At 40.6% G+C, this 25,678-nt stretch carries 18 protein-coding genes; 9 read left to right on the forward strand and 9 right to left on the reverse strand.

Going from position 1 to position 25,678, the window contains the following annotated elements; translation table 11 throughout:
• Window positions 1-8: 8 nt before the first annotated feature.
• From CLW00_RS18950 to CLW00_RS18990, 8 genes are all read left to right on the forward strand, one after another.
• Window positions 9-452 (forward strand): hypothetical protein, encoded by a 444-nt coding sequence (locus CLW00_RS18950; RefSeq protein WP_106135278.1) that lies wholly within the window; start codon window positions 9-11, stop codon window positions 450-452.
• Window positions 449-1,078, forward strand: a complete 630-nt coding sequence (locus tag CLW00_RS18955; protein ID WP_106135279.1) for a flavin reductase family protein — start codon at window positions 449-451, stop codon at window positions 1,076-1,078. Before CLW00_RS18950 ends, CLW00_RS18955 begins: the two co-directional genes overlap by 4 nt.
• Entirely contained in the window at window positions 1,078-2,085 is a 1,008-nt protein-coding gene (locus tag CLW00_RS18960) for a ligase-associated DNA damage response exonuclease (protein ID WP_106135280.1), read from the forward strand. Before CLW00_RS18955 ends, CLW00_RS18960 begins: the two co-directional genes overlap by 1 nt.
• Window positions 2,086-2,144: 59 nt before the next feature.
• Window positions 2,145-3,140 carry a phosphotriesterase family protein gene (locus CLW00_RS18965; RefSeq protein ID WP_106135281.1) on the forward strand — a complete coding sequence of 332 codons (996 nt, stop codon included), beginning with the start codon at window positions 2,145-2,147 and terminating at the stop codon, window positions 3,138-3,140.
• 519 nt (window positions 3,141-3,659) lie between these two features.
• Window positions 3,660-5,189, forward strand: coding sequence for a glutamine-hydrolyzing GMP synthase (guaA, locus tag CLW00_RS18975; RefSeq protein ID WP_106135283.1), 1,530 nt, complete (start codon window positions 3,660-3,662; stop codon window positions 5,187-5,189).
• Between the two features lie 141 nt (window positions 5,190-5,330).
• Window positions 5,331-6,986, forward strand: a complete 1,656-nt coding sequence (locus CLW00_RS18980; RefSeq protein WP_106135284.1) for an ABC transporter substrate-binding protein — start codon at window positions 5,331-5,333, stop codon at window positions 6,984-6,986.
• A gap of 8 nt (window positions 6,987-6,994) precedes the next feature.
• Window positions 6,995-8,290, forward strand: coding sequence for a glutamate-1-semialdehyde 2,1-aminomutase (hemL, locus tag CLW00_RS18985; RefSeq protein WP_106135285.1), 1,296 nt, complete (start codon window positions 6,995-6,997; stop codon window positions 8,288-8,290).
• A gap of 11 nt (window positions 8,291-8,301) precedes the next feature.
• Window positions 8,302-8,652: a Spx/MgsR family RNA polymerase-binding regulatory protein gene (locus tag CLW00_RS18990; protein ID WP_106135286.1), complete on the forward strand. Its 351-nt coding sequence runs from the start codon at window positions 8,302-8,304 to the stop codon at window positions 8,650-8,652.
• A gap of 40 nt (window positions 8,653-8,692) precedes the next feature.
• On the opposite strand, the gene CLW00_RS18995 is transcribed toward CLW00_RS18990, so the two are convergent.
• Window positions 8,693-9,640 carry an NAD-dependent epimerase/dehydratase family protein gene (locus CLW00_RS18995; protein ID WP_106135287.1) on the reverse strand — a complete coding sequence of 316 codons (948 nt, stop codon included), beginning with the start codon at window positions 9,638-9,640 and terminating at the stop codon, window positions 8,693-8,695.
• Window positions 9,641-9,787: 147 nt separating this feature from the next.
• On the opposite strand from CLW00_RS18995, the gene kbl reads away from it, so the two are divergent.
• A complete protein-coding gene (gene kbl, locus CLW00_RS19000; protein WP_106135288.1) occupies window positions 9,788-10,981 on the forward strand; it encodes a glycine C-acetyltransferase in 1,194 nt (397 codons plus the stop codon).
• A gap of 449 nt (window positions 10,982-11,430) precedes the next feature.
• Here kbl and CLW00_RS19005 read toward each other — a convergent pair whose 3' ends face one another.
• The 8 genes from CLW00_RS19005 to CLW00_RS19040 all read right to left on the reverse strand — a co-directional run bounded on the left by CLW00_RS19005 (window position 11,431) and on the right by CLW00_RS19040 (window position 25,674).
• Window positions 11,431-12,105: an energy transducer TonB gene (locus CLW00_RS19005; protein WP_106135289.1), complete on the reverse strand. Its 675-nt coding sequence runs from the start codon at window positions 12,103-12,105 to the stop codon at window positions 11,431-11,433.
• A 69-nt stretch (window positions 12,106-12,174) separates the two neighbouring features.
• Window positions 12,175-12,555: a VanZ family protein gene (locus CLW00_RS19010; protein WP_106135314.1), complete on the reverse strand. Its 381-nt coding sequence runs from the start codon at window positions 12,553-12,555 to the stop codon at window positions 12,175-12,177.
• Window positions 12,556-12,561: 6 nt separating this feature from the next.
• A complete protein-coding gene (gene gcvH / locus CLW00_RS19015) occupies window positions 12,562-12,939 on the reverse strand; it encodes a glycine cleavage system protein GcvH (protein WP_106135290.1) in 378 nt (125 codons plus the stop codon).
• Between the two features lie 57 nt (window positions 12,940-12,996).
• Window positions 12,997-20,169, reverse strand: a complete 7,173-nt coding sequence (gene sov, locus CLW00_RS19020; RefSeq protein WP_483869496.1) for a cell surface protein SprA — start codon at window positions 20,167-20,169, stop codon at window positions 12,997-12,999.
• Between the two features lie 22 nt (window positions 20,170-20,191).
• On the reverse strand, window positions 20,192-20,791 hold the full coding sequence (gene ruvA / locus CLW00_RS19025; RefSeq protein WP_106135291.1) for a Holliday junction branch migration protein RuvA: 600 nt from the start codon (window positions 20,789-20,791) through the stop codon (window positions 20,192-20,194).
• Entirely contained in the window at window positions 20,788-23,058 is a 2,271-nt protein-coding gene (locus CLW00_RS19030) for an NADP-dependent malic enzyme (RefSeq protein WP_106135292.1), read from the reverse strand. The genes ruvA and CLW00_RS19030 overlap by 4 nt, the downstream gene beginning before the upstream one ends.
• Window positions 23,059-23,081: 23 nt before the next feature.
• Entirely contained in the window at window positions 23,082-24,185 is a 1,104-nt protein-coding gene (locus CLW00_RS19035; RefSeq protein WP_106135293.1) for a DUF4837 family protein, read from the reverse strand.
• 73 nt (window positions 24,186-24,258) lie between these two features.
• Window positions 24,259-25,674 (reverse strand): transglycosylase SLT domain-containing protein, encoded by a 1,416-nt coding sequence (locus CLW00_RS19040; protein WP_106135294.1) that lies wholly within the window; start codon window positions 25,672-25,674, stop codon window positions 24,259-24,261.
• Window positions 25,675-25,678: the final 4 nt, after the last annotated feature.

Raw genomic sequence — 25,678 nt, forward strand, 5'->3', positions numbered from 1 at the left:
TACGCATCATGAATACCACTGCTAGTACCATAGAGTCAAATAACTTCGAAATGCTTTTTGAAGCAAGGTATGCCAAGGTATATGCCAATCAAGAAAAAGGAACTATCATTTGCGAATTATTGGCAGATTATATTCCTATAGACGACTTCAAAGATACCTTCAATCAGATCACTACTATCGTAGAGAATGGGAAGTATGAAAAATTTATTTTTGATAAAAGATCATTGAGGGCGTTTCACCAGCCAAGTATGGAGTGGTATTTTCTTCATTGGAAAAATAAAATGTTGGCTCATGGCCTCTCGAAGCACCGCAAAATTCTCCCTGAAGAAAAGTGGTTTGAAAAAATGGTGATGATTGCCAAGGAACAAATTATGAAAAGTAATCCAGACAACATCATTGATCAATTGGATATCAAATATTGCAACTCAATAGAAGAAGCGATTATTATATGACAAAGCATTTTGATAAAGCCTCCCTTATGGAGGCTGAGTCGTTTTTTAGAAGGGATTTAATCAATTCTCTTGCGGGATACAAGAGTTTGAATTTGATCGGAACCAAAAATCAAAAAGGTATCACCAATCTGTCTCCTTTCAGTCAGGTTTTTCACATTGGTGCTTCCCCACCCCTAGTGGGAATTCTTTTCAGGCCGCATACTGTGGAAAGGCACACCCTTGAGAATATTATTGAAACTGGTTTTTTTACTTTAAACCATGTAACTGAAAGTTTTTACAAAAAGGCACACCAAACAGCTGCCAGATATCCTTTTTCAGAGTTCGAGGCTGTGGGTTTGGAGGAAGAGTTTCTTGAGGATTTCTTTGCGCCTTTTGTGAAGATTAGTCCTGTTAAAGTTGCTTGTACTTTGGTAGAGACAAGCACAATGAAGGTCAATGGGACTGTCATGGTTGTAGGAAGTATCGAACATATTTGGGTTGAGGAAAAAGGCCTCTTGGCTGATGGTTCCTTGGACTTAGAAGCTATGGGAACTGTTACTTGTTCTGGTCTTGACACTTATTATACAGGTAAAAAATTAAGTAGACTAAGTTATCCCAAACCTGACCAAGTACTGAAAGAAATCTAATGTCTTTGCTCGAACTTACGCCATCAGGTTTATTTTGTAGACAAGCGGATATTTTTATAGACCCTTGGAAGCCTGTGGATAAAGCGGTTATCACCCATGCTCATGCTGACCATTCTCGCTGGGGAATGAAGCATTATCTTGCACATCAGATGTCTGAAGAAGTGATGAGGTTACGTTTGGGTGAGGATATTGCTTTGGAGACTTTGAGGTATAATCAAGCAATTGTGATCAATGGTGTCAAGCTTTCACTTCATCCTGCAGGACATATTCCAGGGTCTTCCATGGTAAGGTTGGAGTACAAAGGAAAAGTAACCGTAGTCAGTGGAGACTATAAAACGGAGGATGATGGTCTTTGTGATCCTTTTGAGCCAGTCAAGTGTCATGAGTTTGTCTCTGAGTGCACTTTTGGACTTCCCATATACAAATGGGAACCGCAAGAAAAGATATTTGACGCCATGAATACTTGGTGGAAACTCAATGCTTCAAACGGTATGAACTCTGTGGTTTTCGGATACTCATTGGGAAAAGCGCAACGCATTTTGAATAACCTCGACTTTTCAATAGGAGAAGTTTTTGTGCATGGGGCCATCTGGAATACCAATCAGGCTTTATTGAAAAACGGTTTACAAATACCCGATGTACCCAAAGTCCCTGCCGAAATTCCTAAATCCAGATTTAAAGGTGCTTTGATCATAGCGGCACCTTCTGCCATGGGGACTCCCTGGATGAAAAGATTCAGTCCTTATCGGACAGCTATTTGTTCTGGATGGATGAATGTCAGGGGAGCTCGAAGAAGAAGGGCTGCTGATGCTGGTTTTGTTCTTTCAGATCACGCTGATTGGGATGGTTTGATTTCAGCCATTAAAGCTAGTGAAGCGGAAAAAGTCTATCTCACTCATGGAAACACAGCAGTTTTCGGAAAGTATCTTGAAGAAGTAGAAAAAATCCATGCAGTGGAATTGCAAACTTTGTTTGAAGGAGAAAACAGCGACCTTGGCGACAGTTGATTGATATTTACCCAGTTTTAGCGTAATTTTTTTACTTTAGAGAAAACAAAGGCGCTAAGATGAAACAATTGATTTTGATTATCCCACTTCTGATTTTGGTTTTTTCCTGCTCCAATCAAAATGAAAGAAAGAATTTCATAGAAACAGTTAATGGAAAAATAGAGTCTGATCAAATGGGGTTGACTTTGATCCACGAACACGTTTTAGTGGATTTTATAGGTGCAGATTCCACTGGATTTCATCGATGGGATAAAGACTCAGTTGTACAAGTCTTAATGCCTTACCTGGAAGAAGTGAGATCCAGAGGAGTAGTTACCATTATAGAATGTACACCTTCTTTTTTGGGTAAGGATCCCATTTTGCTACAAAAGCTTTCAGATTTATCAGGAATTCAATTCATCACCAATACCGGATACTATGGGGCTGTAGGTGGTAAGTATTTGCCCTCCCATGCTTATTCAGAGTCAGCGAGAGAACTTGCAGACCGATGGATTGAGGAAGTGAATCATGGAATTGAGGGTACGGGTATTTTTCCTGGATTTATCAAAATATCTGTAAATGAGGGGGATAGTCTTTCTCAAATTGACAAAAAACTGGTACGGGCAGCAGCCATCACCCATAAAGAATCAGGTCTACTTATTGTTTCACACACAGGGCCTTGGGCTACAGCAAAAGCCCAAATTGATGTTTTGAAAGAAGAAGGTGTAGATCCCGAAAATTTTGTTTGGGTGCATGCACAAGCTGAAGAAGATTTTAACAATTACGTCAAAGCCGCTGAAATTGGAGTTTGGATCAGCTTGGATGGTATTGTTTGGGATGTCGAGGGTCACTTGGAACGTGTAATATTCGCAAAAGAAAAGGGACTATTAGACCACATATTACTTTCACATGACGCTGGTTGGTATAGTCCGGGCGAACCCAATGGAGGAGATTTTAAGGGTTTTACTTCTTTATTTGATGAATTGATCCCCTTGCTGAAAGAAAAGGGATTTACCCAAAAAGAACTGGATCTGATGCTGATAGAAAATCCAGCAAAGGCTTTTTCGATCAATTGAAATAATCAAGTTCCTGTTATTTGAAAGGAAGTATTCGACCTGGATCTTATCAATCATAGAATTCTTATAAAGAAAACTTGAAAGAGTTTCAGAGAATCTCCAGTATAAGGTTAGAAATCTGGGTTACTAGATAAGAAACTACTTTCGCTAGCATCATCTAAAAAGATAGGCCCGCCGTCTTCAAGCTGAGACCCGTTGTGCTCAATTGAAAAATTAAAAACTTCGCAATACATCTCATTATTTTGCCTCTGCGTTTTGCAATACAATTGTAAACCAAAATCAAGTTCTACTTTCAATCAGGAAAACAAAAGAATAAATGAAAAACAATGGGTCAGCTATTTTCCTTTAGGAGTTAAGGGGCCAATTCTGTTAATTTCACCATCCTTCTCGTCCAAGTCTAGGTAATTTTCCAATCTTTTAAATTTACATTTTTCAACCCAATCTATTCCCTGCAAAATAATCTTCTGAAAATTTCCAGCTTTCTTTTTCTCCTTTTCGCTTGCCTGTGTACCTTTGCGCATGGCAGAACAAATACTCATCCTAGATTTCGGTTCCCAATACACACAATTGATTGCCCGCAGGGTAAGGGAACTCAATGTTTATTGCGAAATCCACCCCTATAACAACATTCCGGAAATCACTTCAGATTTTAAAGGACTTATTCTTTCAGGCAGCCCTTGTTCTGTAAGAGATGAAGGTTCTCCAGATCTGGATTTGGATGCTTTAAGAGGTAAGCTCCCAATTTTGGGCGTTTGTTATGGTTCTCAACTTTTAGCGCAAAAATATGGAGGAGAAGTACTTCCTTCCGAGATTAGAGAATATGGAAGGGCAAACCTTGACCATATCGACTTACATTATGATTTATTAAAAGAAATGACCCATGGTTCCCAAGTATGGATGTCCCATGGAGATACGATCAAGACACTTCCAGAGGGTTTTGATGTGATTGCCAGCACGGCATCCGTGAAGGTAGCTGCTTTCAAAATTCAAAATGAGGAGACTTATGGAATCCAATTTCACCCGGAAGTTACCCACTCTGTAGAAGGGAAGAACCTTTTGAGGAATTTTGTGGTCAATATTTGTGGTTGTTCCCAGGATTGGACTTCTGACATGTTCATAGACATCACAGTAGCAGAATTGAAAGAGAGAATCGGTGATGATAAAGTAGTCATGGGACTTTCCGGAGGGGTTGATTCTTCGGTAGCGGCTACTTTGATCCATAGAGCTATAGGAGAAAACCTGACCTGTGTTTTTGTTGACAATGGACTTTTGCGCAAAAATGAATACGAAGAGGTACTGGAATCTTACAAAACATTAGGCCTAAATGTAATTGGAGTAGATTCAAAACAAAGGTTTTACGATGCTTTGGCGGGGATTTCGGACCCTGAAACAAAAAGGAAAGCCATCGGGAAGGCATTTATAGAGGTTTTTGATGACGAAGCTCACAAGATTGATGGTGTCAAATGGCTTGGGCAAGGAACTATCTATCCTGATGTTATCGAATCAGTATCGGTAAAAGGACCTTCTGCAACTATCAAATCGCACCATAATGTTGGCGGACTTCCTGATTTCATGAAATTGTCAGTGGTGGAGCCATTGAATACTTTATTCAAAGACGAAGTAAGAGAAGTGGGTAGGGCTTTAGAAATACCTGAAAAAATTATTGGAAGACATCCTTTCCCAGGACCTGGTTTGGCTATCAGGATATTGGGTGATATCACCGAAGAAAAAGTGAAAACCCTGCAAGAGGTAGATTATATTTTTATCCAAGGATTGAAAAACCACGGTCTGTACGATCAAGTATGGCAGGCAGGAGCAATCTTGCTCCCGATTCAGTCTGTCGGGGTAATGGGCGACGAAAGAACATACGAGCGTGTGGTTGCGCTAAGGGCTGTAGGTTCGGTTGATGGCATGACCGCGGATTGGATCCACTTGCCGTATGATTTTCTTGGGAAAATGTCCAACGAAATCATCAACAGGGTAAAAGGTGTCAATAGGGTAGTCTATGATATTTCCTCCAAACCACCTGCAACCATTGAGTGGGAGTAGACATTCCGTTAAAAATCATAAATAGAACTGATGCCACCTGTCGAAGGGTGGCATTTTTCTTTTCTTTTGCTCGAAAATGGGTTAAATTCGAACCCTTATAACAGGTACAGAATTTGCCTTAGTATTCAGAAAATATTATTTATGAAACGAGTTTTCCTTGTATTTCTTTTTACCGCCTTATTTTTTGTAGACAGCATAGCTCAAGACAGATTAAACGATTACAAAAGAGCTAAAACTTTAATCGGATATGGTAATTACGATGAGGCCATGGATATTCTTAAGCCTTACATGGAGAGAAGCCAGTATGGAATGCTTTCCAATTACGCCAATTACCATTATGCCCATGCAGCATATCAGAGTCAGCAATACGGTCTGGCAAGCGCTACCCTCCAAAGTATTGCAGATCAAAAGTCATGGGATAAATCTGAAGATGCGAAATACCTTTTGGCACTTTCATATTTTCAGGAAGGAAAGAATAAGGAAGCGCTCGAAACTATCAATATGATTACAAATAGCTCCTTGAAAAGAGAGGCTGAGAATGCAAGTTTTGAGTTCTTAAGGGATGCCCCCTTGGATTTTTTGCTTGGCAATGCAAAAAAGTACAACGAGAACGCCGGTTACCGCTTGGCCCTCAAGTCCCAGCTTGACAGAAAGACAATACTCTCTTCAAACGAAAGGACAGTTCATTCTGAATTGAGTAAGGCAAGTGATTTTGCTGATGGCCTGCAGGGTGAAAAAAATGGAGATGTACTCGAAATTGCATTGCTCCTTCCTTTCAACTACTCAGGTGGTTCTGGGGTAAGAAATCTTAGTTCAGGGAACTTTGTGTTTGAATTGTACCAAGGAATTTTGTTGGGCGTGGAGGAGTTGGAAAAATCAGGAATCAAGGTGAACATGAAGACCTTTGACACAGCAAGAGATGAAGAAAAGATCAAAAGTATTCTGGTAGATCCATTTATGAGACAAGCTGATGTGATCATAGGCCCTGTTTATCCTGAGGAAGTGGAAATAGTAATGAACTTTGCAGAAAACAGTAAAATACCTTTTATCAATCCCCTGTCCAATGTGGACGACAAGTTGCAGGGTTTGGAGTTTGCCTATTTGTTTAGGCCTTCAGTAAATGCTATGGCGGATGGAGTGGTCGATTTTGCAAGAAAAAATATCAACGGTAAAAAAATCGCCCTGGCATACTCTTCTTCCACAAGGGATGAACAATTGGCGAAGCAAGTGCAGGAAACAGCCACTAAGTTCAGCTTTGAGATTGTCAAATCAGAAAAAGTTACAGGAAGGTCATTGATAGATTTTTTCAGAGAAATTGATTTGACCAATACCTCAGGTTCACAAGCTGACCTGGTTGTTTTATTGGCAGATGATCCAAATATAGCCTCTTCTGCTTTGGGCTTTCTGGAGTCTCAAAATGTAAGTGTTCCTATTTTGGTAATGGATACTTGGTTGTATTTCAGTTTTGCCAATTATGAAATGTTGCAAAGTGAAAATTTCTACTTCATAGGGAACAATGCCCTTAGATTGGGAGGAGACAAGGTTACTTCATTCAGAGAAAAATACTTTAATGAATACACAGCTTACCCAACATTCAATTCCCACTTAGGGTATGAACTTACGCAATGGTTGGGTAGTGTAGTTAACAGTGCTGAAGGGTACGACTTTCGGACTAATTTAGATAAAAAAGGATTTTGGGAAGGAAATATCAGTTATGGACTGGATTTTAAAAACAGTTCAAGTAATAGATATGTTCCTGTCTTGAAACTGGAAAACGGAAAACTGGAAATCAAATAATTTAATTCATGCAGATTACCCAAAGTAAAAATTTGTTTGAAAAAGCAAAAAACTTTATACCGGGAGGAGTCAATTCTCCCGTTCGTGCATTTAGGGCTGTTGGAGGAGATCCCATCTTCATCAAGAAGGCGGATGGAGCATTTATCTATGATGAAGATGATAATGCTTACATCGAAATGATCAACAGCTGGGGTCCAATGATCTTGGGACACAACCATCCTATGATCCGTGAAGCCGTAATCAAAGCTATGGAGAACGGGACTTCCTTTGGAGCTCCAACGGCACGCGAAGTAGAAATTGCCGAACTCATAGTGTCAATGGTACCATCTGTAGAAAAGGTGAGAATGGTCAATTCCGGAACTGAAGCTACCATGTCTGCCATTAGGGTAGCAAGGGGCTTTACCGGAAGAGACAAATTTATCAAGATGGAAGGGCATTACCATGGCCACGGGGACTCATTTTTGATTTCAGCCGGTTCTGGCGCCATCACGATGGGCAACCCTGATTCACCGGGTGTCACCAAAGGCACAGCAAAGGATACCCTCTTAGCTCCATACAATAACCTGGAGGCTATAGAGGAACTTGTAGCTGCCAATAGAAATGAAATCGCAGCGCTTATTCTTGAGCCAGTGCCAGGTAATATGGGATTGGCTTTGCCAAAAGAAGGTTATTTGCAAGGTCTAAGGGACATTTGTAACCGTGAGGGTATTGTATTGATCTTTGATGAAGTGATGACTGGCTTTAGGCTTGCTAAAGGTGGTGCACAAGAATTATTTGGCGTCACTCCAGATATGACTACACTAGGCAAAATCATCGGCGGAGGAATGCCTGTGGGAGCTTATGGCGGGAAAAAAGAGATTATGGAACATGTCTCTCCAGCTGGTCCAGTGTACCAAGCGGGCACGCTTTCAGGCAATCCTATAGCAATGGCGGCAGGTCTTACAATGTTGAATTACTTAAATGATCATGCTGAAGTCTATTCTCAATTGAATAGTATCGGAGAGAAAATAGCAACAGGGATTAAGGAAACTGTGTCTAGCTTAGGATTAAATTATACTGTGAATCATTTAGGAAGTATGTATAGTTTATTCTTTACCGGGGAAGAAGTTTATGACTTCGGTACTGCCAAACATGCTGATACTGCTTTGTTTGGAAAATATTTCCAAGCGATGTTAAAAAGGGGCATTTACTTGGCACCGTCACAGTTTGAGAGTCTCTTTTTGTCGACAGCTTTGACAGATGACTTGATAAAAAATATCCTTGATGCCAATAAAGAAGCATTAAAAGAAATTCATCAACCTTAAATTTTAGCGTTATGGAATTGAAGATATATGGTATCAAAAACTGTAGTACCATGAAAAAAACATTTGATTTCCTTGATGAAAAGGGAGTCGAGTATGTTTTTACGGATTACAAAAAAGAAGCTCCAGATGCCAATTTGCTGGTCAAATTTGCTGAAAAAGTAGGTTTTGAAAAGCTCATCAATAAAAAAGGGATGACCTTCAGAAAGCTTTCAGAAGAAGAAAAAGCCAAACTTGAAAGCGAGAAGGATGCTTTAGCTACATTAAGCCAAAAGAGCAGTATGATCAAAAGGCCAATTATACAATTTCCAGATGGAGATTTGATATTAGGCTTTGATCCAGATGGGATAGAATCCAAATTATAAAATAAAACAGCCCTGAAGAAAAATCTTCAGGGCTGTTTTGTTAAAATGAATAACTTGGTAAATGTTTAAGGATGTCTGCAGTCATTCTCTCAAGATCAAAGTCATGACTCCAGCCCCAATCCTCTCTTGCTCGACTATCGTCCACACTATCTGGCCATGAATCAGCTATGGCCTGTCTAAAGTCAGGTTCGAAGCTTATCGTAAAGTCTGGGTAATGAGGTTTGATACTCTCAAAGATTTCTTTGGGTGAGAAATTGATGGCAGCTAAATTGTAGCTGGACCGTATTTTTATTTTTTCCTTAGGCGCATGCATAAGGTCTAATGTAGCCTTGATCGCATCAGGCATATACATCATTGGGAGATAAGAGTCCTCCCTTAGAAATGACACGAAATGTTCCCCTGCGATGGCTTTGTGGTAGATGTCTACTGCATAGTCCGTAGTGCCGCCTCCAGGAAGCGATTTGTACCCAATCAAACCTGGATACCTGAGACTTCTTACATCTACATTGAATTTTTGGAAATAATATTCACACCATCTTTCACCAGCTTGTTTTGAAATGCCATAAACCGTATTCGGTTCTTTGACACAATATTGAGGGGTGTTAATTTTTGGAGTATTTGGCCCGAAAACAGCTATAGAGGATGGCCAATATATCTTATCCATTTTTTCCTCTTTGGCCAATTCCAGTATAAACAGTAGGCTTTCCATGTTTAAATGCCATGCAAAAAGAGGGTTCTTTTCTCCCGTAGCAGAAAGAACCGCTGCCAAATGATAAATTTGTTTGACGTTTTCCTTTTTGACCAGGGTTCTGACAGCATCCTTATCCATGACATCAAGAACCTCTGTTTTACAAAAATCCAACTTTTGAAGATTTGCCGGATTTATATCTGTAGCAATGACATTTTCTCCACCATACATATCGGTCAAAGCCTGAGATAACTCCGAACCTAATTGTCCGGCTGAGCCGATTATAAGAATTCTATCCATACGATTATTTTATGCATTAAGGTCAGGCCTGACCTCATGAGCTTTTTTGATTATATTTGGGTTTGAGTCGGTAAAATTAGTGATTTCGGCGAATGAATAACATTTAATTTCCACGAGTGTTTTTAAAATAAATCAAGTCAATAAGATATGTACGAAACTTTAAAACCCAAATTAGAACAGGAGTTAAAAGAAATTGAAGAAGCTGGACTTTTCAAGAAAGAGCGCGTGATTACTTCCGCTCAGTCTGCGGAAATCACCATTTCGGGAGGTCAGAAAGTCCTTAACTTCTGTGCCAATAATTACCTGGGACTGTCTTCTCACCCTCAGGTGGTGGAAGCTGCTAAAAAGGCAATTGATACGCATGGCTTTGGACTTTCTTCTGTGAGATTTATATGCGGCACCCAGGATATCCATAAGGAATTGGAAAGAAAGATTTCAGAGTTTTTAGGTACGGAAGACACCATACTTTATGCCGCTGCATTTGATGCGAATGGCGGGGTGTTCGAACCGATTTTCGGACCTGAGGATGCAATCATTTCTGATGCGCTCAATCACGCCTCCATTATTGATGGGGTCAGGTTATGTAAAGCCATGAGATTCCGCTATCAGCACAATGATATGGCAGACTTAGAAGCGCAACTGAAAGAAGCTGATGCCAAAGGAGCCAAGCAAAAAGTCATCGTTACTGATGGTGTTTTTTCCATGGATGGCACCATTGCTCAACTTGACAAAATAGTGGCCCTTGCAGAAAAATACAATGCCGTGGTCATGTCCGACGAATGTCATTCCACCGGGTTTATGGGGAAGACAGGTAGGGGAGTTCATGAACATTGTGGGGTAATGGGTAAGATTGATATCATTACCGGCACTCTAGGCAAAGCTCTTGGAGGTGCATCTGGTGGTTTTACTTCAGGAAGAAAAGAGATCATTGAGTTACTGAGGCAGCGTTCCAGACCTTATTTGTTTTCTAATACTTTAGCACCATCAATTACTGGTGCATCCATTGCCGTTTTTGACTTATTGACAGAGACTACCGAACTCAGAGATAAGCTTGAAGACAATACCAAATACTTCAGGTCAAAAATGACTGAGGCTGGATTTGATATCAAGCCTGGTCAACATGCGATAGTTCCTATTATGCTCTACGATGCAGTGCTGTCGCAAAAAATGGCGGAAAAATTATTGGAAAAAGGGGTCTATGTGATAGGATTCTATTACCCTGTGGTACCTAAAGGACAGGCTAGAATCAGGGTTCAAATATCCGCTGGCCATGATCAAGAACACTTGGATGCTGCCATCAATGCTTTTATTGAAGTAGGTAAGGAGCTTGGTGTTATATAATCAGCACTAAAGTGTAAAGTACAATTAAAACACTGCGGGATATATTTCGCAGTGTTTTTTTATTTTATAAAAAATGAATATCTGCTACTTTGTGAGCAACCGTTAATTCTAGTATTCGTGGTAGCTTTGGTTCAACCTTTCTGCGGTATGGATGTATCTATTCGTATCAATTTGCATCAAAAATGAGGTGTTTACTTTCTGTGATTATCCGCAATCATGCCACTAATCAGTTAAACGAAGGTTTTTTAGCAAACGGATTCTAATCGATATCTGCTTTCCTTGAGGTGAGTTGGATCCACCATGGCAGACAATTTATTTATTGATATTGGTTCGATAATATTAAAGCGGATATACATATTGTTTTAATACTGGCACCATTCCGTATATACATCTAAAAAAATAGGTATAAAAAAAGGGGCAAAAGCCCCTTTTGTATTTTCTGGATGTTATTATCCAAGTTTGAATCTGATAGGAAGTCTCATCCTTACCCTTACTGGACGTCCTCTTTGCTTACCAGGAGTCCATTTCGGAGCGTTAGATACTACTCGAAGTGCTTCTTCGTCACATCCGCCACCGATACCTCTCAGGATATCAACATCCTGTATAGAACCATCTGTGTTTACTACGAATACAACATATACTGTACCTTCGATTCCCATTCTTCTTGCTTGAGTTGGGTATTTAAGATTTTTTCTCAAATAATCATTCCAAGCTTCCATTCCTCCTGGGAACTCAGGAGAGTTTTCCACAACATCAAAAATTTCATCAGCTTTCTCCACTACTGGAGCATCTGCAATAACTACTTCTTTGATGACTGTTTCTTCCTGAACATCCAAATCAAAGTTAACTTCGATTTTTTCTTCAATTTCAACCTCATCAGGAATCTCCTGGATCACCGGCTGCTCGATTGGCGGCGGTGGTGGTGGTGGTTGCTCTGTAATTGGAATGTCAAGTAGTTCTTCAAAATCATCGGATACCTGTCCTAAATCCTTCAAACCCAAATCATCGAATGATTTGTATTCAAAAGCAAACAGAACCAACCCAACGCTAACGAAGAGACCTAGATTCAGGAACATCGCTGATTTTTTGGTCAAATCCGCCTTCGGCGTTTTTTTAGCTTCCATGGTTGTACTTTATAAAGGTTAATAAATTTTACAATTTAAGAGATAACAATTGTAGCTATTTATTTTTATTTATACAAGTCTACTTTTTGACTTGTACAAAACAAAAAAGGCTACAAAACCTGCCAAACCTCCCGTAAGGTTAGCTACGATATCGGCATACTCAAAGGACCGATTGGGAATGTATTTTTGTAAATACTCTACTAATATAGGAAAAATTATTGTAAATACTAATAAATTAGTCAATAATCTTTTCCAAATAAGCTGATTTTCAGTGTTTAAAGTGCCTACTCTACACCACAAAAAGGTCAGAAGGGCAAATATGCCAAAATGAACCAGTTTATCAGCATGGGGGAAAGTAGGCGTCTTCGGGATGTTATTTCCCGGCGTCAATAGTGCGATGAGTACAATGACTAACCATATGATGGCCGGTAATATTCTGTGTTTTTCCAAACTCAATTAAACTCCGATAAGTTCAGCGTATTCTTCTGCAGTCAAAAGTTCTTCGGGAAGATCTCCGCTGATTTTCACTTTGATCATCCAGCCTTCTTCGTAAGGGGATTCATTCACCAACTCTGGAGATGATTCGAGTTCTTCGTTGAACTCAAGAATTTCTCCTTCGAGCGGCATAAACAAATCAGATACTGTTTTTACTGCTTCCACTGTACCGAATACTTCGCCTGAAGCAATGGTTTCACCGACTGTTTCTACTTCTACATAAACGATGTCTCCCAGTTCTCTTTGTGCAAATTCAGTGATTCCGATAGTAGCTACACCATCTTCAATTTTGACCCATTCATGGTCTTTGGTGTACTTAAGTTCTTGAGGCAAATTCATAATTCGAGTTATTTAATAAAGTGGGTAAAAATACAAGGATTCGTCAAATCAAAAAACCTATTGTGATAAATTAAATCGGAGTTGTCCACCAAAGGCAGTAGAGCTCCTACGGAAGGCAGTGGTGACTCTCGGGTCATTGACTGTCCTGTCAAAATATATCTGGATATTCAGGCTTTGATTGATGACATACCCGATGGTAGGTCTGATTTGGAGGTTCAGGTTGCCATTCGTGACTGTGGCAGGTTCCTCTATTTTCCTTTGGACTTGTCTGGTATCCACTACGCGTGTGTTTAAGCGCAATTGCAGATCATTTTTCAAAACTTCTTGTCTTCCTTGTATTTTGAAAGGAATTTTCACTCCTGCTTTGGTATATCCCAGATCAAAACCAAAATCTCGGCTATTTTGCTCTGTTACCTGTGCATTGGAAAAGTTAAGTCCAATATTTCTTTCTGTGTTGTACTCCAAATTGATGTTCAATCTATCCTTAGTGAGTAGATTGATGCCTATTAAAGGAGAAAATCTCTCCGTCAATATCACCTGATTGAGTACAAATATCGGTATATACTCACCAAATTCATTGGTAAGTGTGGCACCCGGAATCTCCCTGACACTATTAAATAATTCGAGGCCCGTTTGGTACAACAAAGAATTGGAGAAATTTGACACCTCGTATGTGGAGGCATAGCCATGGGTAAGGTTTATGCTGGCAAAATACTCCCTTAGGGCAGGTATTTGTGATAAACCCTTATAGTCTAAGCGCCAATTTGGAATTGGAATTTTTGGGAATGGATTTAATTCAAGTTCATTGGGGTCTCTTCCTGAATAAGCAGACAAAAAGGCTAAAGTCAATACATTTTGTCCATTGAGGGTAAATTCACCTCCAGGATTGGCTGCATTTAGCCGGTCTTGGATAACAGACCTGTTTTGCACAAATTGACTGAATATGGGTGAATTGTTACTTTGGTCATCTCTGGCAAAAGTTGTCCTCAACATGGAATAAGTAATGCTGTATCCTCCCATCCGGTTTGGACTCAATGAGGTAAACTGGCCGGGATTTGTTTCTGAGTTTCTAAAGATTTCGCTGTATTCTCCTGTTTCTCGTTTTCTTGCTTCAAAGGTAATCCTGAAATCTCTGAACGGTTCCGCTAAAGCATTTACTTGGATATTTATGGCTTGATTCTGTCGGAAGGCCTGGGTCAATTCAGTGCTAGGCGCCATCAGCCCCTGTTCGGCCAGTCCAAATCGTATATTCGGGTTTTGTCCTCCAAGTATAAAACCAAGTCCTGGGTTCATAAAACTCCTGTCCAGACCCATTAATCCTGTGTTTTCCATATAACCAGGCAAGAAAGTTCCTTCTACTTTTGAGGCCCTAAAGGTGATATCCTTAAACATGGTGACAAATTTCAGTAACCTGTTGGTAAACGGAGTGCCTATGGTATCTTCTGCATTTACGGACTGTCTTCCAGGAATACTAGGTCTTTTTGGCGCATTAAGTGCCCTGATTTTAGCATTCTTGTTATAAAGTTTCACCAGATCAATCCTGCCGTTTATTGCCTGGTCTCTTGTGTTTTGGATTACATTTCCCAAGGTATCCCGCTGACCTATGGCGCCAGTCATCCATGTATAATTTGCCCCATACCTGTAATCCATACCTATCCAATCCAAAGCCTTCACTTTGTCAAAAGGCAGCTTGTAATTGAGCATGACTTGTTGGTTGTAGTTGGTAGTTCTACCAAAATTCCTGAGGTTAACCATGACAGAATCTCTTGCTTCCTGTGAGTCTCTAGAGCCTTCAGGTTCATCTATTACTGCCATTACCCTTCCGCTGTAATCTACACGGAGATTTTTGGTGAGGTCCCAATTGACATTATATGTTCTGTTGAGGAAGAAGCTTTTCTGAAAGAATGGTTCCACTCCATCGGTGGTGAGGAATTCATTCCTGTATTGGGTCTGCATGTACCTTCTATCGATATCCACCCGAGCCGATACTGAAGTAGGGGAGAAGTTGAAGTTGGTTTCTTTCAAAAGCCTGAAATTACCCAGCCATTCGGCATTCTTGAAGGGCTCCAGTATTGCAGGCTTTGGCTGGAATACATAGGCAAGATTGCCAACATAAGACTCAAATAAATAGGTCTCGGTGTCGATGTTGCTTTGTCTTACCGAACCGTATGCGTAAGAGACAGAGAAGTTGCTGATGTCCCATGGTTTTACCGATTCCTTTTCAGGATTTCTGTTTTTTCTGACATTGGAGAAACCTATGTTTCTTCGTCTTGACAGGTCTAATACCTGGCTGCGGTAAAAGTCCCGATCTGCATCCGTAGTGAATTTATCCAAAGCCTGGGACAACAATACATCCGGGTTCAATGGGTCATATTCAGGTCTTACAGTAGTGTTTTCAAGACTGACATACATCGGTATGGTGACATTCATTGCTTCGGGCAGAAGTTTATCTACGTTGACATTAGCGGATACGTCATATTGGGTAGATGCAAAAAGAGACCTTTGGGAAAGTCTTGTTTCCAATCCGCCAAATCCTACAGAACTATGTCTGATAGAGGTAGATATCGTGGCCACATCGGCTATTTGCGCGTTAAGTATGGCATTGGCTGCCCAGCCTGAGGATTCTTTGAAACCTGTCACCCGAAGTTCATTGGCCCAGATACAGATGGATTTGGACGCACCTCCAGTTTCTCCAGGGTTCCTGATTCCTATCATCATTCCCTGAATTAAACTCAATTCAGGACGGCCTACCACTGTTACTTTATATTGTCTTACATCTTGTGTAAATGCCAAATTGAGGGGTACCCTATTGTTATCTCTATCGATTTTTACACCTACAATTTCATCTATCGCTATATCGATTTCATTTTCCAATGGCCAGATTTGGCGAGGATCCCGTGTTCCCTTTGGGGTAATGAGTAGAGGGACCTCTATTTCATAATAGTTGTCTGTATAGTCAGTACCCATTCTCAAAAAAGCTGTCATTTCCCCATCTTCTGCATCCTCCGAATCTGCGTGGAAGAACATTTTGATGCGCTCAAACTGGACCAAGTCAAGTGAACTTGCATTTTTGAATACTGCTCTTGCATCCCTTGCTTGCAAGTCTTCCACACATAATCTTAGAGACTGCTCGTTGAGCTGTCTTTCTACAGCTGCAAGGTTATCTCTGTCTCGTGTGATTCCAGGAGGCAATACATAAGGGCTTTGGGTAGGTGAGCCTTGGCTGTTTTCTTCTATGTTGACCACTCCTACAGTGAGGTTGGAATTGTCAGGTTCGGGAATTTCAAAAAAGCCTCTTTCAAAAAGCGATTCCTGAAAAACCCTCCATTGACTTGCAATCAACCTGAAATTGGCCATTCTTAGCACAACTGGTTGTTCAAATTCTGTCAGGTAGGTCCTCATAAACCTGATGGATTTGAACCCTGATATATCACCTTGTACCCTGTCTGGAGTTCTGATAGGGATCCGAAACAAATACCAATTGACTTGGTCACCACTCTGTGTAGAGGTCACCTTGTCAATGATATAATTCCTACCGACTTCCATTTCCCCTGGCCTTAAGTCTATTTCGTATTCATAATAGGCTTCCAGCTCGTTTATAGTATTGTCATTGTTCAAATCCTCATTGTCTGGGAGGTTTGATCCGGAAGGGGTATAGGGGAGATTTACGTTGGAGGTAATAGGGGTATTTCCTTCCATTCCGTTGAATCTTTTGTGCCTTTCGAGAATCTTCACATTATTCTGGTCATAGGTCTCATCCAAGTAATATTTGAAATCATCATTGGATGGATCTTCTAAGATTTCCTGTAATGCATTTTGGGAAACGCTCAGTCTGTTGATGAACCTGTCTCTGAAAAATTCAACCTCTTCTTCACTATCCAATCCATCCAGGCCTATATCCTGATTGGCCCTTGCTTCAGGAGAATTGTCGAATGCAGGAATCAAAAACTGTTGTCGGGTAATTCTACCCCATTCTGTAGTAGCGGTAGCCGTTGGATCACCATCGGCTGGAAGACCGTTTTCAAATCCATGTCTGCCATCTTTGATGACATCCTCAGACACCTCACCTAGGTTAAATCGAAGTTTACCACCAGTGGTGTTATTTTCATTGAAGACACCGTCAATTACCCGTCCGTTTTGTCCTTCAATAAATGGGTCTAAGAGCCAGAATTCTATGTATTCTATATTCGTTCGGTCAAAATCTACCTCGGTTGTAATAGCGCGGGTGACCCCACCATAATTTAGTCTTGGATTTGGGAGTAATCCTTCAGGAGTAAGTCCTGGATTGTAATTGTACATTCCCCTTTCAGAAGGGAAATAGGCCAATTCAAAAAGAGGTTCTGGAACAATGATGACATCTCTATCCCTGAATTGGAATATTTCCTGAGGAATTACCCTTCTGACATAATGATTTTGTCGGTCTTCCCTACTAATATTTGAAGGTACCCCAGGTCCGCTCTCTCTGTAAAAAACATTGTCTATGTTATACCAGGCCACTTTTGCTCTCCTGTAGGCATTTCCCAACCTATCCTCAGTGATATTGCTGAGGTCAAAATCATCATTGTCAGTCCTTGGTGTAGCTGCCAAACTCCATGTTTGAGCGGCTGCATTTCCCAATCCATAAGGGGTAATGGCTGTTTCGAAATCATCAATATAAGAAGCCTGTTCACCGTTTACCCTATTGGAGGTGCCAGGTAAAAGTTGCGCAAATTCCCCACTGAACTGGATAATGGATTTTTCCTTGGTATTGGTAAATGGCAGTGCATCTGCTAGTTTGGTCAGCCATCGGGATTCATCATTGTAATTGGCGTCCAATCCCCACATGCTGTTTCTCAGCGTTTCTGAGCCTGTAGCTATTCTTGTGATATTGGGTCTTTCATTCAGGTATAGGAATGTACCACCGATATTCAATTTGTCATTGACCATGTAGTCAAGGCGCGTACCTAACAAACTCCGCGTTTGGAAAGATACAAGATCAGCCTTTTCGAAACTGATGGAAATTCTCTTGCCTGACTGAAGGATACTTTCATTGATGATATTGACCCTCCCTATGTTGTAGTCCACGGTGAAATCCACACCTTCTGTCAATGGAATATTACCAGCATTGACGATGACAGATCCCGGTGATATATTCAGTCCGGGAAGCAATATCTCGGAAGCAGAACCTGCTGTTAACCTTCCTTTGATGAAAAATTTATCATAACGGGTCACCAATTCAGCATCCGCTTTTGTAGTCCGGTACAAGGTGTCAAAGACATAGCGCTCAGCCAGGTTCCTTTCGTTTGGCTGAAAAAGATTCCTCAATGTTCTGCCAAAGGGTTCCAGAACCGGAAATACGAGTAAGCCTCTATCTGGGAAAATGGTAATACCGGGTACAAAGTCAAAGTTACCATCCGGTGCGGGATCATTTTGAGGGTTGAGGTTATCCAGTCCCATCAAGCGGATCAAAGGTCTATTGGCTACGTTCTCACCTTCCAGCAGGGTAGGGTTATCAAGACCTGTCCTATCGTCTCTGTAAATTACCTGAAGCTGAAAACCATCTGGCATAATCTGATTTGCATTGAGGTTATAGACGTTTTTCATCATCAAATCCCAGGTTGGTATATTGATGTTGATACGTGCAGGTCTGAGCATTTTCAAAAAGATCAACTCATTTTCCGGGCGGTTTTGATAATCTTCAGAGAGTTCACCGACTTTAAAAACCTGTCCGTTGAATGTATATTCATAAGAAACAGCCAAAACCTCATCATTTTGCAACCGTCTTGTCAAGGAGACATATCCAAGTTCGCGGTGAAAAATAAATTCCGTATCTGCCAGTCTCCTAGCACCACTGACCTGCTCAAAGTCTATACCTCTAGTCAATTGAAGGTTTGATTCTATAGCTGATGATCCTGTGTCAAAGGGCCTGAAGGCATTGTTCGAAGTTAGGTTTTGAAAAAGGTCATTTGAGCCATTCGCTGTAGGTGCTCCTGTGATGCCCGTTCCAATGTTAGGATTGTCAGGCCTGAAAATTCTGGTGCCTTCTCCCAAATCCATAAATGCGTTGAAATTTCGCAAGGTCTCAGTATTGTTTGCCCTGTTCATAATGTAGACCTCAACCCTGGTGATATTCACACCTGATAAAATCTGAGGAAGTCCCCTTAACCATCTTTCATAATTCTCCCTGAAGAAGTGTCCTAAGAAAAAGTGTCTGTTTTCATCGTAATTTGAACCTTGAATCTCAAACTGTCTTCCCTGACTCCCGCCCTCGATAACCAATTCATCCCTTCGACCTCTTTGGGTAGAAGCCACCGCAGTTACAAAGAGGTTGCCGAATTGTAACTGTGTTTTTACACCAAAAAGATTTTGAGCCCCCTGAATCAAGCTGTTCTGTACAGGCATGCTGACATTTCCCAACTCTATTGATTTGATGATATCTTCTTTGAAACCCGTATACTCGAGTTTAAGTTGGTTTTGGAAGTCAAAGGAGTTATTCGAATCAAAGTTAGCCCCAAGCCTCATTTTTTCTCCCAAATTCCCATTGACAGCCATTTGGATCTGTTGGTTGAAGTTAAAATTACCGTTTTGTTGCTGTCTGATCGGTATGGCTGGATTGTCTATCCTTCTGAATATGGCTCCAAGGTCCAGGTTGACAAAACCTGTAGGGATAATATTGATTTCATCTCCACCAAAAATCCTGTCAAATTGAGGTGTACTTGTCATTGGAAGAGCTAAGTCTCTTCCCGTAACAGGGCTATCCCCATCTATTCCTCTGGAACGACTTCTCCAGTACTCCTGGCGTACCTTGTATTCTTGTATTTTTGAAAATTCGTCAAAATCATAAATCACACCAGAGTCCACTTCTCCACTATCCAGTTCATTTTGAATTCGATATTTTAGTGTAGAATCTACTTCAACTTGAATCCTTTCTTGTGCGGGACCCGTAGGATAAAAAGGAGAATACCTCGGCCGGTAAGGGTTTTGTTCTGGATAGAGTGGATTAGTATTGAGATTTTGCCACAAAAGGAAGGATGGAAGCATCCTTCTTCGGCTTAATGAGTCGATGACATTGATGTTAAGCGTATCTTGTGGTGTAACAGCCAATGAGTCAGGGATAACCACTCCGGTTGTGTCTGCTTCTACTTCTTGGGCGTTAGCTGGTACTACGCACAAGGCAATACAAGCCAACAGAAAAACTACTGCTGAGACATAGATACGGGAGCATTTGGAGAAAAAATCCTGCCGGGACAAAGGACCAGTAATTTAAAGGTTATTAAGGTGCTTTTAAAGATGCTTTAATTAATTCTTCTAAGGAAATATCCATTCCGGTTTTTTTCAATACTGCAGCGATATTTTTTTCTGCTGAAGATTTTGGAAAACCTAAGGTAATCAAGGCCTGTAACGCCTCCTCTTTTATTTTATTGTTGGATTTAATAAAACCAGTTGAAAATTGATTTGAATCCTGCGAGCTGTCTTTTCTGATTTTATCTTTTAACTCCAGCACTATCCTTTGTGCTGTTTTTGCTCCCACCCCTTTTACATTTTGGATGGTTTTGAAATCTTCCGAAGCGATGGCGTTTTCTAACTCTTCAGCATCCAGCGAAGAAAGTATCATCAGCCCAGTGCTTGGCCCTACTCCTGAGATGGATGTAAGGTTCAAAAAAAGTTTTTTCTCCACCTCTTCTTTGAAGCCATAAAGTGTATGCGCATCCTCTTTGATGTGCAAATAGGTGAGGAGCATTACCTGCTCCTCATCCTTTATTTTTCCATAAGTCTGTAAAGAAATCTTTACATGGTACCCTACACCTGATATATCAATGATTACATATGTAGGATCTTTGTGTACAAGTTTGCCTTTTAAATAAGCGATCATTTTATGCCTTTGGTTTGTGCGTCAACTACAGCTATGGCTACCATATTGATTATTTCACGTATGGAGCTACCGAGCTGTAATATATGCACAGGCTTGTTCATTCCCAAAAGAACTGGTCCTATTGCTTCAGCATGACCCAATTCAGATAGTAGCTTGTAAGCAATATTGCCTGAGCTTAGGTCAGGGAAGATTAAGGTATTTGTCCTATTGCCAATCAAAGAACTGAAAGGATAATTTTCTTGTTGTATTTCTTCGTTTAAGGCCACATTTGCCTGCATTTCCCCTTCAATTACCATATCTGGATACTTTGCCTTTGCAAGAGCAGTTGCTTTTGCAGTTTTTGTGGCCACTTCACCCTTAGCCGAACCAAAGTTGGAGTATGATAAGATGGCTACTTTAGGATCGATGTCAAAGAATTTGACACCATTGGCCGTTAAGCCTATTATTTCCACAAGTTGCTCTGCTGTCGGGTTGACATTGACCGTCGTATCAGAGAAGAAGAATGGACCTCTCTCTGTATTCATGATATACATACCCGCTACCCGATCTGTACCTTCTTTTACTCCGATTACCTGTAGGGCAGGAAGGATAGTTTTTGGGTAATCCTTTGTCAATCCGGAAATAAGTGCGTCAGCTTCTCCTAGTTCTACCATCATCGAACCGAAATAATTTCGATCTCTCATCAAGCGGAAACACTCCTTAGGAGTAAGGCCTTTTCTTTTCCTTTTTTCAAAAAGAATGTTGCCATACTTGGTAAGTCTTTCATCATCGGTGTACGGGTCTACAATCTGAACACCTGTTAAGTCAAGGTTATTTTCCTGAATAATCTCCTCGATTTTTTCTTTCCTTCCAAGCAAAATCGGAATTGCAATCCTTTCATCTTTAAGAATTTGTGCTGCTTTTAAGATTTTGACGTTGTCCGCCTCAGCAAATACCACACGCTTAGGGTTTTTCTTAGCCCGTGTCACTACCCTCAACATCAATCTTTGATCAATGCCAATTCTTTCTTGTAGCTCGAGTTCATAGGCTTCCCAATCGGTAATAATTGTTTTGGCGACACCGGATTCCATTGCGGCTTTTGCCACAGCCGGAGCTATAGTAGTGATTAATCGTGGATCTAATGGTTTTGGAATCAAATAGAATCTGCCAAATGACATTTTTGCGTCATCATAAGCCTTATTGACTATTTCGGGAATTGGTTCCTTTGCCAATGCTGCTATAGCTTTGGCTGCAGCCAATTTCATTTGCTCATTTATAGCTGTGGCTCTTACATCAAGTGCTCCCCTGAAGATATAAGGGAATCCCAAGACATTGTTGACCTGATTAGGGTAGTCGGATCTACCTGTAGCCATGATCAAATCATCTCTTGTCTGCATGGCAAGCTCATAAGCAATTTCGGGGTCAGGGTTTGCCAGAGCAAAAACAATTGGGTTTTTGGCCATTACCATGATCTGCTCAGGAGAAACAATATTTCCCGCTGACAATCCCAAAAATACATCTGCATCCGTAAGTGCCTCTGTCAAAGTACGGATGTCACGATCTGATGAAAATTCTTTTTTGATTTCGTCTAGGTTAGGTCTATCACTCCTGATTACCCCTTCCTTGTCACACATGACTAAGTTTTCTCTTCTTACTCCAAGACTCATATAGAATCTCGTGCAAGAGACAGCTGAAGCTCCCGCACCGTTGACAACAAGCTTAATCTCTTCGATTTTTTTATCAACTACTTCCAATGCATTGAGTAGAGCTGCTCCTGAGATAATGGCTGTACCGTGTTGGTCATCATGCATCACAGGAATTTTCATCTCTTGCTTGAGGGTCGTTTCTATTTCAAAACATTCGGGTGCTTTGATGTCTTCCAGGTTGATACCTCCAAAAGTAGGTTCTAAGGATTTGATGATTTGGATAAGTTTTTTTGGATCCTTTTCATCGATTTCAATATCAAATACATCAATACCTGCAAATTTCTTGAAGAGTACACCCTTGCCTTCCATCACCGGTTTAGAAGCTTCCGGGCCAATATCGCCAAGTCCCAGCACTGCGGTTCCGTTGGAAATTACAGCTACCAAATTGCCTTTGGCAGTGTATTTATAGACATTTTCTTTATCTTTTTCGATCTCTTTGCAAGGCTCTGCTACTCCGGGAGAATATGCAAGTGCCAAGTCAAGTTGACTGGATAAAGGTTTAGTGGGTACGACTTCAATTTTACCTGGTTTTCCTTGGGTATGGTAACTCAAGGCATCTTCTCTTCTGATTTTAATTGCCATAAAGGTTATTTTTATTAATAAAATCAGCTGGCCTGATCTTCACTGGGTGATAATTCGGTGGCCAGCAAAAGGGTTTCAATCTCCCGAATAGCTTCCCTATGTGCTTCGTTTGGATAAAAAAGGAATCCCTCCATATAATAGAGTTTGCCTTTTTTGTCGTCCACTATGACGTAGGCCATGAAAGAACCGCCCATACTTAGGTTATTGGTTTTCCACCCGCCTCGGATTTCGATTGCAAAATTATTGTTTATACTGAAATTACTAAATACAGGCGATGGGTCAACCCGCTCTGTGATTAAATATGAATTCCTATTGTTTGGATCACCATAGATGTGCATTTTGGTAATACTCTCACGTAGGTCTAACAATGCTTCAGGAAACAGTTGCTCTTCTGAATGATAATCTGTTTCGTAAAAAAACATGCTGATGTCTGCCCTGTCTGCTCGTGGAGTCGGTTGTCTGAGCCAGAGAAAATTATCTGTGGATTTGGCTATCTGGTATGAAGCAGGGACATTAATTTCGAGTCCCAAGTCTCTACCTGCTACTTTGGCTTCTGAGCTTTTTCTATTGAGCAAAACCCTTTCAAGTCGGTTTCTTTCTCTGACTTGGAACAAATTCTGAAGCTTACTTTTGTTGGCTTTAAGATTTTCAATCAATTCATTTTCGTTGTTGCCAAATAGATAAATGACTTCTTGACCAACGGCAAACTCATCTTCACTCCTCAATATATATTTACTTGGATCTGCAGAGGCTTGTTCTTTTGCTTCTTTACTAAACAGGGAGTTGATGTTTTGACTTGCAGCTTTTCTGTCATCAAAAGTCGTCACGTATACAATGTTGGTTGCCATTTTGAGCATCCTGTTCATGCCACGTGGATCTACCTTTCTGACGTCAAACATGCTTTCATCGCGGATTAGACCTTGTACATCTTCCAAGAAGATATCCTTCAAAACATTTCCTACAGGACCGTCCCATTTGGCTGAGTCAATGGCCAAAATGATTTCACCCACAGCACCCCTGGCTTTGGGCTTGGTAGAGTTTTTGGAACTTTCAGACTCTTCACAGCTCCAAAAAGCTATTGATGCAATGCAAACAAGCAATGCAATGGTTATTCTTTTGACAATCATATGTTTGATATTTTTGAGACCATTACAAGTTATCAATTCTAGGAAGGATTAAAAAGTTTTACTAATAAAATAGTTATCCTATAATTAATTTTTGCCCTGGTTTGATTTGATTTGAATTTAGGTTGTTAAGCCTTTTGATTTGATCTACGGTGACGCCGTTCAACTTTTTGGATATTAGCCACAAGCTATCTCCCGGCTGGACAGTATATACTTTTTGATTACCAGAGGCGCCGGTGTTTTGAGCGATTGAATTATCAAAAGAACCGTTTTTGGTGTAGATGTACAGTGTTTGACCTACCCTGATATTGTTGGAAGATAAGTTATTCCATGCTTTAAGATTTGTTACTGTTGTGCCATGGTTTTGGGCGATTTTGCCTAGTACATCACCGGATTTGACCTTGTAAGCAACTCTTGTTCTTTCTCCAGTACTTACTTCAGCATTTGCTTTGGCGACTGACCTGTTGGCCGTTTGGTTGCTTGCAAGTCTGAGATCTACCGCTCTTTCAGATGTCAATTTTACGGCAGAAGCAAAGTGATCCTTATTTTCAGTGATGTATTCTATTTTGCTTTTAGGAACCCTGACAGCCATATGTTTATTAGACACTGGTATCAGCCTATGTTGTATGGAAGGATTGAGGTGCTCCAGGTCTTCTATGCAAACACCTGTTAGGTTTGCCAATTCTTCCAAATCCAATTCCTGGTTGAAATTTATTTTTTCGTATGCAATAGGATAAGTAGGCTCTTCAAGCACAAAATTATGCTCTTCTGCGTGCCTGATGAGGTACATCATTGCTTGGAATTGGGGAATATAACTTCTTGTCTCTTTTGGAAGGTAATTGTAGATTTCCCAAAACTTGGTTTTACCTCCTGACCTTCGGATTGCTTTTCTCACGTTACCCGGACCACAATTGTAAGCTGCTAGCGCTACCTCCCAATCATTGAACATACGGTACAGAGACTTGAGGTATTTAGCTGCAGCTTCTGTGGACATTTCAGGATCCATGCGGTCGTCAATGTCCATATTTGCTTGCATGTTATACATGCGGCCTGTAGCTGGCATAAATTGCCATAGGCCCATAGCACCCACACGTGACTTTGCTTTTGGATTGAGGCCTGATTCAATAATGGCGAGAAACTTCACATCATCCGGCATGTCATGAGCGGCCAATGCCTCTTCGAACATGGGGAAGTAAATATCTTTTCGCTGCAGCACCATTTTGGTGTAATCCCTATTCCTGACGGCAAAGTAATTGATGAATGCAAAAATCCTTTCGTTGAGTTCGAAAGGCATACTGGTTTCCATTTCCTGTATTCTCTGCTCTACCTGAGAGTAGGTAAAGTCAGGAATATATTCAAATTGATAGACCGGTGAAATGGTTTCTTCATCGATGCTGGCGTTGTTAAGTTGAAACAATTCCTGACCATAAGAAAAATTACTTACTGATGCAGCGGCTATGAAAGCACTAAGAAAGCAAATTATTTTTTTCATGGTC

It is taken from the genome of Mongoliibacter ruber (genome assembly GCF_003003005.1).
GTDB lineage: Bacteria > Bacteroidota > Bacteroidia > Cytophagales > Cyclobacteriaceae > Mongoliibacter > Mongoliibacter ruber.

Excerpts from the sequence above, each read along its gene's own strand:
- CLW00_RS18950 (WP_106135278.1), top strand. The coding sequence starts at position 9 with ATGAATACCACTGCTAGTACCATAGAGTCAAATAACTTCGAAATGCTT.
- CLW00_RS18955 (WP_106135279.1), top strand. The coding sequence starts at position 449 with ATGACAAAGCATTTTGATAAAGCCTCCCTTATGGAGGCTGAGTCGTTT.
- CLW00_RS18960 (WP_106135280.1), top strand. The coding sequence starts at position 1,078 with ATGTCTTTGCTCGAACTTACGCCATCAGGTTTATTTTGTAGACAAGCG.
- CLW00_RS18965 (WP_106135281.1), top strand. The coding sequence starts at position 2,145 with ATGAAACAATTGATTTTGATTATCCCACTTCTGATTTTGGTTTTTTCC.
- guaA (WP_106135283.1), top strand. The coding sequence starts at position 3,660 with ATGGCAGAACAAATACTCATCCTAGATTTCGGTTCCCAATACACACAA.
- CLW00_RS18980 (WP_106135284.1), top strand. The coding sequence starts at position 5,331 with ATGAAACGAGTTTTCCTTGTATTTCTTTTTACCGCCTTATTTTTTGTA.
- hemL (WP_106135285.1), top strand. The coding sequence starts at position 6,995 with ATGCAGATTACCCAAAGTAAAAATTTGTTTGAAAAAGCAAAAAACTTT.
- CLW00_RS18990 (WP_106135286.1), top strand. The coding sequence starts at position 8,302 with ATGGAATTGAAGATATATGGTATCAAAAACTGTAGTACCATGAAAAAA.
- CLW00_RS18995 (WP_106135287.1), bottom strand. The coding sequence starts at position 9,640 with ATGGATAGAATTCTTATAATCGGCTCAGCCGGACAATTAGGTTCGGAG.
- kbl (WP_106135288.1), top strand. The coding sequence starts at position 9,788 with ATGTACGAAACTTTAAAACCCAAATTAGAACAGGAGTTAAAAGAAATT.
- CLW00_RS19005 (WP_106135289.1), bottom strand. The coding sequence starts at position 12,105 with ATGGAAGCTAAAAAAACGCCGAAGGCGGATTTGACCAAAAAATCAGCG.
- gcvH (WP_106135290.1), bottom strand. The coding sequence starts at position 12,939 with ATGAATTTGCCTCAAGAACTTAAGTACACCAAAGACCATGAATGGGTC.
- ruvA (WP_106135291.1), bottom strand. The coding sequence starts at position 20,791 with ATGATCGCTTATTTAAAAGGCAAACTTGTACACAAAGATCCTACATAT.
- CLW00_RS19030 (WP_106135292.1), bottom strand. The coding sequence starts at position 23,058 with ATGGCAATTAAAATCAGAAGAGAAGATGCCTTGAGTTACCATACCCAA.
- CLW00_RS19035 (WP_106135293.1), bottom strand. The coding sequence starts at position 24,185 with ATGATTGTCAAAAGAATAACCATTGCATTGCTTGTTTGCATTGCATCA.
- CLW00_RS19040 (WP_106135294.1), bottom strand. The coding sequence starts at position 25,674 with ATGAAAAAAATAATTTGCTTTCTTAGTGCTTTCATAGCCGCTGCATCA.